Here is a 12,811-nt window from a genome sequence, read left to right as displayed (position 1 = left end):
GATGTAGCACTACTTCCGCAGCTCGATGACGGTCTTGCCGATGCGGATCGGCGCGCCCAGCGGAATCGGCGTGGGAGTCGTCAGTCGGTTCCGGTCGAGATATGTGCCGTTGGTGGACCCCAGGTCCTCGACGATCCACTGGCCGTCGCGGTCCGGGTAGATCCGGGCATGCCGGCTGGAGGCGTAGTCGTCGTCCAGCACGATCGTGGAGTCGTGTGCGCGGCCCAGGGTGATGGTCTGGCCCTGGAGCGCCACGGTCGTCCCCGTCAGTGTGCCCTCGCTCACGACGAGCTTGGTCGGGGCGTTGCGCCCGCGACGGCCGCCACCGCCGGTGGAGGGTGCGGGCTGCTGGCCGCGCTGCTGCGGGGGCGCGGCCTGGCGGGCCGCCGCTTGCGGCCGCGCGCTCTCGCGGCGCGACCCCCGCTGGGTGACACGCGTACCGAACAGGTCGCTGCGGATGACCTGCACGGCCACGATCACGAACAGCCACAGTACGGCCAGGAAACCCAGCCGCATGACCGTGAGGGTCAGCTCTGACATTGCCCCCGCTTCACCCTTCGGCTTGCCGGTAAATGATGGTGCTGCTGCCCACGACGATCCGCGAGCCGTCGCGGAGCGTAGCGCGGGTGGTGTGCTGCCCGTCCACCACGATGCCGTTGGTGGATCCGAGATCCTGGATCGTCGAGGGCGTTCCGGTCCGGATCTCGCAGTGCCGGCGGGAGACGCCGGGGTCGTCGATCCGCACGTCGGCTTCGGTGCTGCGTCCCAGCACCAGCGTCGGGCGGGAGATCTGATGGCGGGTGCCGTTGATCTCGATCCAGTAGCGCGTGCGTCCCCCGCCCGCCGGAGAGGCGGGCGGCCGCTGCCCGAGCGGGGCGGGACGGCCGCCGGGCGGCGGTGTGGCCGGCATGGGCGGGGCACCCGCGGGTGCGGCGGTGGGCGGGTAGCCGTAGCCGCCGGGGCGGCCCGCGGCGGGGCTCGCCGGGGCGCCCGAGGGGGCCTGCTGGTTGGTGGAGGAGGCGAGCGTACGACTGCGCACCCGGTACAGGCCGGTGTCGAGGTCGTCGGCTTTCTCCAGATGGACCTTGATGGGGCCCATGAAGGTGTAGCGCTGCTGCTTGGCGTAGTCGCGCACCATGCCGGCGAGCTCGTCACCGAGCTGGCCGGAGTAGGGGCTGAGGCGCTCGAAGTCGGGCGTGCTCAGCTCCACGATGAAGTCGTTGGGGACGACCGTACGGTCGCGGTTCCAGATGGTCGCGTTGTTGTCGCACTCCCGCTGGAGCGCTCCCGCGATCTCCACGGGCTGGACCTCGGACTTGAACACCTTGGCGAAGGTGCCGTTGACCAGACCTTCGAGACGTTGCTCGAACTTCTTCAGGACTCCCATGGGGCACCTCCTCCGTCGTCACCGCTCTGCGTACCGCATCGGTACTGCTTACTGATCGTATCCACGCGCCGGGAAATCGGCTGGTTCCCTCTGTCGGCCCGGTCGACCGGTGTCACCCGGCGTCGACGCCCACTGAAGTCCCCTCCCGGATTCCCATCGGAGCTCCTCTTCGAACTACCCCGTCCGAACTCTGCCAAGGATCGTAGAGGCGGCGCGAGACCAGTGTCCCGCACCGGACTGTGCGCCCGTCCCTCTCCCAAGGAGATGACCGGGACCGGTACGAGGTTGATACGTGAACCAGCACTCGTTGATACGTGACAGGAGGGGGCGTGTGTTCGGTCCGTGCTGGTCGGCCCGCCAGGCGGCGTGGGATGGGGCGGGCCGCGGTTTAAGGGATGTGAAGCCACCCTCTCCAGCGTGCTAATCTTCTCGATGTCGGAAGGCGCCAGACCGCTAGGAACGGGGCCTGAGGACACACCCAATGCGCGGGTGGCGGAATAGGCAGACGCGCTGGATTCAGGTTCCAGTGCCCGCAAGGGCGTGGGGGTTCAACTCCCCCCTCGCGCACAGCGAAGCGGTCCCATCGTAATCACGATGGGACCGCTTCTTTTTGTCGTCGGACCTGCATGCGCACGGGTAGGTCGGCTTACTGCGCGGGGCTCTGGAGTGTGAGGAGTCTCTCAGGAGATTCGGTAAGGGCTTTCGACTTCCGGTGGTGCGGGACGGCGCGGGGGCGTGCCGTGCTGGGTGTGCGCGGTCGCATACGTCAGGGGAGTCAGCGCCACGTGAACCGTCGTAGATGTGGGCACGAGCGATGTTTCACGTGAAACGGTGTCGAGGGCGTGCAAGTGGCCCCGCGATGTGGGTCGTTGACCTCGGAAAGCCCGTCATTGCCGTTGACGCCCGACTGTTGCATGCCTATCTTCCGGTCGGGAATTCGCACAACGTTCGCAATGTCGAACATGGTGCTCGCTTTCGCCCTCCACCCCCCACCGCCAGAGACGAGGCGCACATGGCACCGCCCCTCTCCAGACGTTTCCTCCTCCAGTCGGCGATACTCGCCGCGGCCGCACCCGGGGCCTCCTTGGGGACGGGCGGCGGCCGTGCGGTCGCCGCCACGGTCCCGACGCCGTCCACCTGGTCGGTGCGGCCCTTCGAACTCAAGGACGTGACGCTCGGCCAGGGCCTTTTCGCGGACAAGCGTCAGCTGATGCTCGACCACGGCCGCGGCTACGACGTCGACCGGCTGCTGCAGGTCTTCCGCGCCAACGCGGGACTCTCCACGAAGGGCGCCGTCGCCCCCGGCGGCTGGGAGGGCCTGGACGGCGAGGCCAACGGCAATCTCCGTGGCCACTACACCGGGCACTTCCTGACGATGCTGGCGCAGGCGTACGCGAGCACCGGGGAGCAGATGTACGCCGACAAGATCCGCACCATGGTGGGTGCGCTCACCGAGGTGCGTGAGGCGCTGCGCGAAGATCCGCGCATGCTGGCCGTCACCGGCAGATGGGGCGGCGCGCACGAGAACGTCCGCGGCTCCTACCAGTACGTCGACCTGCCGGCCGCCGTGCTCGGCGGTGCCTCGGCGATCACCCTGTCGGTCTGGGTGAAGCCCACCCACGACGCCAACTGGCAGCGGGTCTTCGACTTCGGCGACAACACGACCCGGTACATGTACCTGGCATCTCGCAACGGCAGCGGGGTGCCGCGTTTCGCGATCACCAACAGTGGTGCGGGCGGGGAGCAGGGGCTCAACGGCACCGCCGCCCTGCCGCTCGATCAGTGGAGCCACCTGGCTGTCACGATCAGCGGCACCACGGGCACCCTCCATGTCAACGGCACCGCCGTCGCCCAGAACACCTCGATGACGCTCAACCCGTCCGTCCTGGGTGCCCTCACGAACAACTGGCTGGGTCGCTCGAACTACCCCGACGACCCGGTGTTCGCGGGCGCCTTCGACGAGTTCAACGTCTGGTCGAGGGCTCTGACCACGGCGGAGATCACCTCGCTGCAGACCAACGAGGCCAAGAGGTCCTCCGCGGGGCTCGGAAACCTCGCGTCGTACTACTTCTTCGCGACCTCCGGTGGCACCTTCGACGATGCCTCCGGACGCGGCCTGACCGCCACGCTGCGCCGCACCTGGGGCGGACCGAGCCATCCCGGCTTCCTCGCCGCGTACCCGGAGACGCAGTTCATCGACCTGGAGACGCGGACCACCGCCGACTACACCAAGGTGTGGGCGCCGTACTACACGGCGCACAAGATCCTCAAGGGCCTGCTCGACGCCTACCTCGCCACGGACGACGCCCGCGCGCTCGACCTGGCCTCCGGAATGTGCGACTGGATGTACGCGCGGCTCTCCAAGCTGCCCGACACCACGCTTCAGCGGATGTGGGGCATCTTCTCCAGCGGTGAATTCGGCGGCATCGTCGAGGCGATCGTCGACCTGTACACGATCACCGGCAAGGCCGACCACCTCGCACTGGCCAAGCTGTTCGACCTCGACCGGCTCATCGACGCCTGCGCCGCCGGCACCGACATCCTGGACGGCCTCCACGCCAACCAGCACATTCCGATCATGACCGGCTACGTCCGGCTGTACGACGCGACGGGCGAGACGCGCTATCTGACCGCCGCCAAGAACTTCTGGGGCATGGTGATCCCGCACCGCATGTACGGGATCGGCGGCACCAGCACGGCCGAGTTCTGGGAGGCTCGCGGGGCCATCTCGGGAACGATCAGCGACACCAACGCCGAGACCTGCTGCGCGTACAACCTGCTCAAGCTGAGCCGGAGCCTGTTCTTCCACGAGCAGGACCCGAAATACATGGACTACTACGAGCGGGCCCTGCTCAACCAGGTCCTCGGCTCCAAGCAGGACAAGGCCGACGCCGAGAAACCGCTGGTCACGTACTTCATCGGGCTGAAGCCCGGGCAGGTGCGCGACTACACCCCCAAGCAGGGCACCACCTGCTGCGAGGGCACCGGCATGGAGAGCGCCACCAAGTACCAGGACTCGGTGTACTTCACCAAGGCCGACGGCACCGCGCTCTTCGTCAACCTGTACAGCGCGACCACGCTGAACTGGTCGGCCAAGGGCGTGACGATCACGCAGAGCACCGACTATCCCCGCGAGCAGGGCTCCACGATCACCGTCGGGGGCGGCAGCGCGGCCTTCGAACTGCGGCTCCGGGTGCCGTCCTGGGCCACCGCCGGTTTCCGGGTGACCGTCAACGGCAGCGCGGTGAGCGGTACGCCGACCGCCGGGAGCTACTTCACGATCCCCTCCCGCACCTGGCGCGCCGGGGACGTCGTCCGGGTGACGATCCCGTTCCGGCTGCGGGTGGAGAAGGCGCTCGACGACCCGACGCTCCAGACCCCGTTCTACGGGCCGGTCAACCTGGTCGGCAGAAGCAGTGCCACCAGCTCTCTGTCGGTCGGGCTGTACCGCAACGCGGGACTCTCGGGTGACCTGCTGCCGTCCCTCGCACCGGTCAGCGGTAAGCCGCTGCACTACACGCTGGACGGCACCGAGTTCGCGCCCTTCCACGAAGGGAGCGAGGATCCGACCCACGCCTACGTCCGGCGTTCCGAGCCGAAGGTCGTCCTCGGCGGCACCGACTCGGGCGTGGCCAACCCGGCGAAGTCCGACGGGACGACGCTGCTGGACGAGATCTGGGCCGGGGCGCCGTTCGCCGACAAGGCCGCGCTGGTGGCGCGGGTGCAGTCGACCGTCGGTTCCTGGGTGGCGGCGGGACTGCTGAGCCCGGCCGACGGCCAGGAGGTGGTGACCACCGCGCAGAACGCCACGTATGCGGCTTGAGGCCGTCTGCGCCGTCTTACGCCGTCGAAGCTGTCTGAAGCCGTCCGGTGCAGTCTGTCGCCGTCTGGCCCGTCTGGCGCCGTCCAGTGGTGCGGGTGGGCGGCGCGCACGAGCCGTGCTCGGGCTCAGGTTCGATGACAAGGGCGGCCGCTCTCATGGCGGAGCGGCCGCCCCTCGCTTTTCCCGGCGAACCTGGGCGACGAGGCGGTCGGGCAGGCTCCCGGTCTTCGCCGATGGTGGCGCGGAGGTCGGTTCCGTCCTTCCATCCGGTTATCCACAGGTGTGGACGGGTGTGACGCGGAGTTGTCCACAGGGTCTGACGCGTTTCGGCCACCGGCTGTACCGTCGTCACGAGTTGATGTTCGTGCGTGGACGTGAGCGGGGGAGGCGGTCGCTGTGACCGAGGTCGGTGCGATGGCGGCGGGCGCGGGAGCCGAGCCGGGGTCGGCGGAGTCCGGGCGGATCGGGGCGGCGACGGTGGCGCGGTCCGCCGGTGCGCGGGTGCCGGCGGTGACGGGGTTCGCCCGGTGGCCCGTGGCGGGGTCGCCGAAGGACGAGGGCAAGGCCCTGCGCACCAGGGTGCCCCGCAGCGCGCACGCCGACCTGACGCTCACCACCGACCGGCCGGACGCGGTGTCGGCGGTCGAGGAGTCCAACCGCGGCCGGATCCCCGAGCTCACCCCGATACGAGTCGGCAGGATGGCGGCCACCCCCTTCGCGTTCCTGCGCGGCTCGGCGGGCCTCATGGCCCATGACCTGGCCCATACGCCCATCACCGGCATCGGCGCGCAGATCTGCGGAGACGCCCACGCGGCCAACTTCGGCCTGTACGGAGACGCCCGCGGGGAGCTCGTCATCGACCTCAACGACTTCGACGAGACCGTGCACGGCCCTTGGGAGTGGGACCTCAAGCGCCTCGCCACCTCGCTGGTGCTCGCCGGCCGGGAGGCTGGCGCCGACGAGGACGTCTGCCGCAAGGCGGCGTACGACGCGACGGGCGCCTACCGGCGCACCATGAGGCTCCTCGCCAAGCTCCCGGCGCTCGACGCGTGGAACGCCATCGCGGACGAGGAACTGGTCTCCCACACCGACGCCCACGACCTGCTGGGCACGCTGGAGCGGGTGGCTGAGAAGGCGCGCGCCAACACCAGCGGCCGTTTCGCGGCCAAGTCGACCCGGCAGGTGGAGGGCGGTGGCCGCCACTTCGTGGACGCCCCGCCGGTGCTGCGCCGCGTGGACGACAAGGAGGCCGCCGTCGTGGCCACCTCCCTGACGCAGTACCTGACCACGCTCTCGGAGGACCGCCATCCGCTGCTCGCCCGGTACGCCGTGCAGGACGTGGCGTTCCGCGTGGTGGGCACCGGCAGTGTGGGGACCCGTTCGTACGTCGTCCTGCTCCTGGACCACCGTGGTGAAGCGCTCGTCCTCCAGGTGAAGGAGGCCCGCCCGTCGGCTCTGGAGCCGCACCTCGTGACGGCCGGCTTCGAGGTGCCGCAGGTGGATCACCAGGGGCGCCGGGTGGTCCTCGGCCAGAAGCGCATGCAGGTCGTCAGCGACATGCTGCTGGGCTGGACGACGGTCGACGGATTCCCCTTCCAGGTGCGCCAGTTCCGCAACCGCAAGGGCAGTGTCGACCCCGCCGCCCTGGCCGCCGACCAGATCGACGACTACGGCCGCATGACGGGCGCCCTCCTCGCCCGCGCTCACGCCCACAGTGCCGACCCCCGCCTGCTGGCCGGCTACTGCGGCAAGAACGACGAACTCGACGAGGCGACGGCCACGTTCGCCGTCACCTACGCGGACCGCACGGAGGCGGATCACTCGGACCTGGTGGCGGCGGTGCGGGCAGGGCGGATCGCGGCGGAGTCGGGGGTCTGAGGGGAGGGCGGATCGCGACGGACCCGGGGTACGGAGCGGAGGGCGGGGCGGCCAGGTGTGATGGCGGGTGGACGGTCGGGGCGGCCTTGGGTGATGAGGGTGGACGGACAGGGCGGCCTGGGGTGGTCGGGCGTTCGTGCGGATGCGCGATGGCCAGGTGTCCGGTGGCTTGCCGTGCGGCCTGGGGCCGTGGCCTAGGCTGGGTCGGGTGACGACCCCGGAAGCCGACCAGACACCGTCCGAGCGCTCCACCGAGCCCGTGGAGACCCCGGAGCCCGGCGCGGGCGCCGAGCCCGGCGGAGCGACGCCGTCCGCCGAGGGCGACGCCGCTGCTCGGACGTCGGGGCCTGCCGAGTCGTCGGTGTCCGACGCGGGGCCGGCATCCGCCGATGGTCAGGGGGACGCCGGGGAGGGGGTCCCCGGGCGGCCCGAGGAGCGGTTGGAGCGGGCCGTGCGGGCGGCCGAGCAGGCGTTGATCGAGTACGAGATCGCCGTGGAGACCTTCCGGGTGGAGGTCGAGAACTTCTCCCGGTTGCATCACCAGAAGCTCGGCCCCATGTACGCGCGGCTGGACGAGCTGGACGCCCAGATCGCCGAGGCGAAGGCGGCCCGCACCGGTGACCCCGAGGACGTGCGCAAGGCGCAGGAAGCGCGCGCTCGGGTCATGCCCATGCCGGGCGTGGAGGAGTTGTTCCACGGCTGGATGGACTCGGAGGGGTTGTTCCCCGAGGCGGCGGCCATGCTCACCGACCAGCCCGTGCGGCCCCCGGAGCGGGTCCGCCCGAGCGACGAGGCCCGCCGGCTCTACCGCGAACTGGTGCGCAAGGCGCACCCCGACCTGGCGCGGGACGACAAGGAGCGGGAGCGGCGGGACGAGTTCATCGCCCGGGTGAACGCCGCCTACGGCCGTGGTGACGAGGTGCTGCTGCGGGAGCTGTCCGAGGAGTGGGCGGCCGGGCCGGTCCCGGAGGAGCAGAGGCCGAGCCGCGCCGAGGAGCTGTACGCACGGCTGGAATGGCTCGCCCAGCGCAAGGAGCTTCTCGCGCTCCTCGCCCGTGAGCTGGAGGAGGGCGCCATCGGCTCGATGCTCCGCCTCGCGCCGGACGACCCGGACCGCCTCCTCGACGAGATCGCCGACCAGCTGCTGGCGGAGGTCGAGCAGCGGGAGGCGGAGCTGGCGGGGCTGGTCGGCCAGGACGTCGATGGTGGCCGGGACGGTCAGGGGGGCCAGGGAGGCCAGGACCGGCAGGGTGGCTGAAGCGGCTGCGGCGGCTTGGGCTGCCGAGTCGGTCCGCTGGTCCGCTCGGTTGTCGGCGGCTTCGGACGGCGGCCGTTCGGTCGGGTAGCGTCGGACGCATGCATTTCGGAGCGGGTGTGCCCACGGTCGAGGTCACAGACCTCAAGGACGACGACTTCCTGCTGGACGTCAGGGAGGACGACGAGTGGCAGGCGGGTCATGCCGAAGGGGCGCTGCACATTCCCATCAGTGAGTTCGTGGCGCGCTACGGCGAGCTCACCGAGGCGGCGCCGCAGGACGGCAGGGTCCATGTGATCTGCCGCTCGGGCGGACGCTCGGCGCAGGTCACCAACTATCTCGTGCAGCAGGGCATCGACGCCGTGAACGTCGACGGCGGCATGCAGGTCTGGGCTGCCGCCGGTCGTCCCGTGGTGGATGACAAGGGCGGGGCGGGCTTCGTTCTCTAGGGAACGTGGCGGTTCGGGGCGCGCGGAGGACGAGCGGATCCGACGGGCGCGCCCCGCGTCGAGGCGTGCGCGGTGCTCAGCCGAGGGGGTGTGCCGCCAGCAGGTCCCCGAGGGCCTCCTCATGGGCCGCCGCAGGGCCGAGCGACAGTTCGAGGTGTTTGGCCCAGGCGTGGTAGCGGTGCAGGGGATAGTCGACGTCGGCGCCGAAGCCCCCGTGCAGATGCTGCGCGGTCTGCACGACCCGCCGTACTCCTTCCGAGGCCCAGATCTTGGCCACGGCCACATCTCCGGAGGCGGGCAGGGCCCCTGCAGCGCCGGAGGTGACGCGCCAGGCGGCCTGCCACAGCGTCGCCTCCATCGCGCGCAGGTCGATGAAGCGGTCGGCGGCCTGGACGGCGACGGCCTGGAACGAGGCGATCGGGAAGCCGAACTGTTCGCGTTTGCCGGCGTAGTCGCTGGTCATGCTGAGGGCACCCTCACCCAGGCCGAGAGCCAGGGCGCAGGTGCCGGTGGCCAGCAGTTCCCGTAGCCGTTCCCACGCGCCTTCCGCGTCGAGGACGTTCCGGTCGGCGATCCGCGCCGAATCCAGTCGCAGTTCCGCGAGCCGTTCGCCGGTGGTGGAGATCTGCTCGGCGAGCGTCACCCCTGCGTGAATGCGGGGGACGAGGGCGAGCACGGCCCGGCTGTCTTCGGCCGCCACCGGGTCCTGCTCGGCGGCACCGGCCTCCGCTGCCCCGTCGGCCCGCTCGGCGGAGGCGCCTGGGGCCACCGACGTCCGTGCGACCGTCGCGGGGACGACGACGAAGTCCGCGTTGTAGGCCCAGGGCACAGCCGTCTGTATGCCGTCCAGGACCCAGGCGCCGCCTTCGTCCCGGCGGGCGGTCACGGCGAGCTCGGCCGGATCGTGTCCGGTACGGCCGTGCGCGGCGACGGTCAGGACGACCTCCCCCCGGGCGACGCGCGCGAGCAGCTCCGCCTTCAGGTCCTCGTCGCCGTGGGCCTGCACGGCCACGGCGGCGGCGCTGCTCTCCAGCAGGGGGACCCTGGCCAGCACCTTCGACGACTCGCGCAGCACCAGGCAGAGGGCGATCGGATCGAGCCCCGACCCTCCGTACGCGGGGTCGAGCAACAGGCTGAGCAGGTCCGCGTCGGCGAGCTTCGCCCACAGGGCCCGGTCGAAGTCGTCGGCGACCGCCCCTGGCACGAGTGACGGGCTGGGCACTCCGTCCGGCGCGACCCCGGCGAACACCGCCCTCGCCGCCTCGGCCGCCGCCTGCTGCTCCTCGGTGAACGTGAAGTCCACGGTCCCGCCCCTTCCGTGTCGCCGATGACGGGGCGTCAAGATAGAACAGGTTCTAGAAGAAGGGAATGGTGTGGCGGCGCCCGGGCGGCGGCCTGGTGACGAACGCCTGGTCCGAGGGGTGGCAGCGCGGCCGCAGCGGCTTTCGGGAGAGAAGCGGACCGCACCGCGCCGTAAGGTGTCCCCCGCTGTGGATAACCTCGGGGGTGCCGTGTGAGCGGTGTGACGATGTGACTGCTGTGGCCATCGGGGCTGTGCCGGAGGAACGCGGCTGAGTAAGTTCCGGTGGGGAAGTCGACCAGGTAGTGGAAATCGGGGAGCTGGGCGCGATGGACGCGAACGACGAGGACTCGAACGCCCGGCGAGGGCCGGACGAGCCCGAGAGTGACGCGGCCTCCGTGCGCGACACGCCTCCGAAGAGTCCGCAGAGCCAGCCGCCTCGTGAGGCACCGACGCAGTCGCCGCACCCGTCCGAGTCCTCGGAGCCGCTGGTGGAGTCACCGTCGGAGGCGTCCTCCCCCTCGCGGCCGGAGCGGATAGCCGAGCCGGCGCAGCCGGCCTCCGGCATCGCCGCGCTGACCCTGCCGTACCAGATCGCCGTGGCGCTGGTGCTCGCGATCGTGGCGGTGGCGACCTGTGCGCATCTCGGGCTGGTGTTTCTGCACATAGCACCCTCGAACACACTGACGAAGCAGCACGGCCGGGCGGTCGACGAATGGGTCTATCCGGAGTTCGAGCAGAACTGGAAGCTGTTCGCGCCGAACCCGCTGCAGCAGAACATCGCGGTGCAGGCGCGCGCCGAGGTCCGCACGGCCGGCGGTGAGGTGCGGACCACCGGCTGGTACGACCTGTCGGCGCTGGACGGTGCCGCGATCGACCACAATCCGGTGCCCAGCCACACCCAGCAGAACGAACTGCGCCGGGCCTGGGACTTCTACACCGCGACGCATGACGGCGAGCACCGCGCCACCTCGTCGCGCGGTGATCTGTCCGAGCGCTATGTGCGCCGCATCGTCGTGATGCGCCTCGACCGTGAGCAGGCCGGCGGCCCCGGCGGAGAGATCGAGCGCATCCAGCTCCGGTCCCGTACCACCAATGTGCAGCCGCCCGAGTGGAGCGAGGAAAAGGTGTCCGACAAGCCCGTCGTCCGCGAGCTGCCCTGGTGGTCGGTGACCGACGACGACCGGACGGACGCCGCCGCCGACGCGGCCGGTGCCGACCGTGCCGTCACCGGCCGGACGGAGGCGAGCGCCGGATGAGCTCCATGAGCCCGCCCCACCCGGTTCCGCCGGTGACCCCCGTGGGACGCCTCGTCGCCGCGATCGGCAACGGCATCACCCGTGTCACCGATCGCGCGCTGGGCCCGTACCAGAGCGCGATCATCCGGATCGGCTTCTCCGCGACCTGGCTGCTGTTCCTGCTGCGAGAGTTCCCGCACCGGCGCGAGCTGTACGGCCCCCACGGGCCCTGGAGCTTCGAGCTGGCCCAGCGGCTGATCGCGGACAACCACGCCTTCACGGTGCTGATGTGGTCCGACAGCATGGTGTGGTTCGAGATCGTCTACGCACTCGCCGTCCTGTCGACCTTCCTGCTGCTGCTCGGCTGGCGCACCCGCGCCATGAGCGTCCTGTTCATGGTGGGCGTGCTCTCGCTGCAGAACCGCAGCGTCTTCATGGGGGACGGCGGCGACAACGTCATCCACCTCATGGCGATCTATCTCGTCTTCGTCCGCTGCTCCCAGGTCTGGTCGCTGGACGCACGGCGCGCACGGCGCACGCGCGAGCGTCTGGAGCGCGACGGCAGGGCGCAGGAGGATCTGGTCGGTCCCGTCCTGTGGTCTGTGCTCGGTTTCGCGCTGCTGGTGGCGACGTTCGGCGGCCTGATCCCCGGGGGCCTGCTGGGCGGCTGGCTCACCTTCTTCTGGGGTCTGTGGGCGGTGCACGGCCTGTGGTGGGTCGCCGGGCGCGTCGAGTCGGACGCCAAGCCGCGTGCGCTGCTCGACATCGTCGGCAATCTCTCGCACAACGCCGCCCTGGTCGTGATCATGGCCGAGGCGTGTCTGATCTACGCGGCGGCCGGCTGGTACAAGATCCAGGGCTCGCGCTGGCAGGACGGCACGGCCGTCTACTACCCGTTCCACCTGGACTACTTCTCGCCCTGGGCCGCGCTCTCCGACCTGATGTCGTCCAGCGGCACGATGGTGATGCTGGTGACGTACGGGACGGTGGTCGTGCAGGTCGCCTTCCCGTTCACGCTCTTCAACCGGCGGGTCAAGAATGTCCTGCTGGCGGTCATGATGACCGAGCACGCCGTGATCGCGGTCGTGCTGGGGCTGCCGTTCTTCTCGCTCGCGATGATCGCCGCCGACGCCGTCTTCCTGCCGACGCCCTTCCTGAAACGCCTGGGTGGCCTGGTGGTCCGGGCGCGTGACCGCGTCCTGCGCCGTGTGCCGCCCGGCGGCGACCGGACGATCCCGGGTCCGCGCACCCCGGGGCAACCGCCGCTCCCCCAGGAGAAGCAGGAGAAGGGGACGGCCGAACAACCACCCGTAGGCTTCACCGCATGAACGATCCGGTGAGCGCGCCAGGGGGCGAAGGGGCCGGCGGACCTGCGAGCGAGGCGGCGGGCAAACCCGAGGGCGGAGCGGCGGGCGAGCCTGGGGGCGAAGCAGCGGCCGGACCGGTGGCGGGACCCGCTGTCGACCCGGCGAGCGGCTCAC

At 70.6% G+C, this 12,811-nt stretch carries 9 protein-coding genes and 1 tRNA gene; 7 read left to right on the top strand and 3 right to left on the bottom strand.

Translation table 11 applies throughout. The features are described 5' to 3' along the window. Positions 1-9: 9 nt before the first annotated feature. A complete protein-coding gene (locus ACZ9QC_RS20995; protein ID WP_217185206.1) occupies positions 10-540 on the bottom strand; it encodes an FHA domain-containing protein FhaB/FipA in 531 nt (176 codons plus the stop codon). Between the two features lie 10 nt (positions 541-550). Then, positions 551-1,387, bottom strand: coding sequence for a DUF3662 and FHA domain-containing protein (locus ACZ9QC_RS20990; RefSeq protein ID WP_184906310.1), 837 nt, complete (start codon positions 1,385-1,387; stop codon positions 551-553). Between the two features lie 483 nt (positions 1,388-1,870). Here ACZ9QC_RS20990 and ACZ9QC_RS20985 point away from each other — a divergent pair. The 5 genes from ACZ9QC_RS20985 to ACZ9QC_RS20965 all read left to right on the top strand — a co-directional run bounded on the left by ACZ9QC_RS20985 (position 1,871) and on the right by ACZ9QC_RS20965 (position 8,792). Beyond that, positions 1,871-1,954 (top strand) — tRNA-Leu (locus ACZ9QC_RS20985). Positions 1,955-2,399: 445 nt separating this feature from the next. Further along, positions 2,400-5,210 (top strand): beta-L-arabinofuranosidase domain-containing protein, encoded by a 2,811-nt coding sequence (locus ACZ9QC_RS20980; RefSeq protein ID WP_472921543.1) that lies wholly within the window; start codon positions 2,400-2,402, stop codon positions 5,208-5,210. Between the two features lie 414 nt (positions 5,211-5,624). Beyond that, positions 5,625-7,088: a DUF2252 domain-containing protein gene (locus ACZ9QC_RS20975; RefSeq protein ID WP_472921750.1), complete on the top strand. Its 1,464-nt coding sequence runs from the start codon at positions 5,625-5,627 to the stop codon at positions 7,086-7,088. Between the two features lie 208 nt (positions 7,089-7,296). Continuing rightward, complete coding sequence (locus ACZ9QC_RS20970) at positions 7,297-8,346, top strand: J domain-containing protein (RefSeq protein ID WP_472921542.1); 1,050 nt, start codon at positions 7,297-7,299, stop codon at positions 8,344-8,346. A gap of 116 nt (positions 8,347-8,462) precedes the next feature. After that, on the top strand, positions 8,463-8,792 hold the full coding sequence (locus tag ACZ9QC_RS20965) for a rhodanese-like domain-containing protein (RefSeq protein ID WP_230215576.1): 330 nt from the start codon (positions 8,463-8,465) through the stop codon (positions 8,790-8,792). 76 nt (positions 8,793-8,868) lie between these two features. On the opposite strand, the gene ACZ9QC_RS20960 is transcribed toward ACZ9QC_RS20965, so the two are convergent. Next, positions 8,869-10,095, bottom strand: coding sequence for an acyl-CoA dehydrogenase family protein (locus ACZ9QC_RS20960; protein WP_472921541.1), 1,227 nt, complete (start codon positions 10,093-10,095; stop codon positions 8,869-8,871). 326 nt (positions 10,096-10,421) lie between these two features. On the opposite strand from ACZ9QC_RS20960, the gene ACZ9QC_RS20955 reads away from it, so the two are divergent. After that, on the top strand, positions 10,422-11,351 hold the full coding sequence (locus ACZ9QC_RS20955; RefSeq protein ID WP_472921540.1) for a DUF5819 family protein: 930 nt from the start codon (positions 10,422-10,424) through the stop codon (positions 11,349-11,351). Continuing rightward, the gene (locus tag ACZ9QC_RS20950) at positions 11,348-12,658 is read left to right on the top strand and encodes an HTTM domain-containing protein (protein ID WP_472921539.1); all 1,311 of its coding nucleotides are present in this window, start codon (positions 11,348-11,350) and stop codon (positions 12,656-12,658) included. The genes ACZ9QC_RS20955 and ACZ9QC_RS20950 overlap by 4 nt, the downstream gene beginning before the upstream one ends. Positions 12,659-12,811 lie beyond the last annotated feature (153 nt).

Source organism: Streptomyces sp. HUAS MS02, assembly GCF_055702265.1.
The sequence above is the reverse complement of the archived record's forward strand: the minus strand, read 5'-3'. Positions and strand labels throughout refer to the sequence as shown.

Bases quoted from the DNA above. Each gene is read 5' to 3' on its own strand.
- ACZ9QC_RS20955 (WP_472921540.1), top strand. From the start codon at position 10,422: ATGGACGCGAACGACGAGGACTCGAACGCCCGGCGAGGGCCGGACGAG.
- ACZ9QC_RS20995 (WP_217185206.1), bottom strand. From the start codon at position 540: ATGTCAGAGCTGACCCTCACGGTCATGCGGCTGGGTTTCCTGGCCGTA.
- ACZ9QC_RS20975 (WP_472921750.1), top strand. From the start codon at position 5,625: ATGGCGGCGGGCGCGGGAGCCGAGCCGGGGTCGGCGGAGTCCGGGCGG.
- ACZ9QC_RS20980 (WP_472921543.1), top strand. From the start codon at position 2,400: ATGGCACCGCCCCTCTCCAGACGTTTCCTCCTCCAGTCGGCGATACTC.
- ACZ9QC_RS20990 (WP_184906310.1), bottom strand. From the start codon at position 1,387: ATGGGAGTCCTGAAGAAGTTCGAGCAACGTCTCGAAGGTCTGGTCAAC.
- ACZ9QC_RS20950 (WP_472921539.1), top strand. From the start codon at position 11,348: ATGAGCTCCATGAGCCCGCCCCACCCGGTTCCGCCGGTGACCCCCGTG.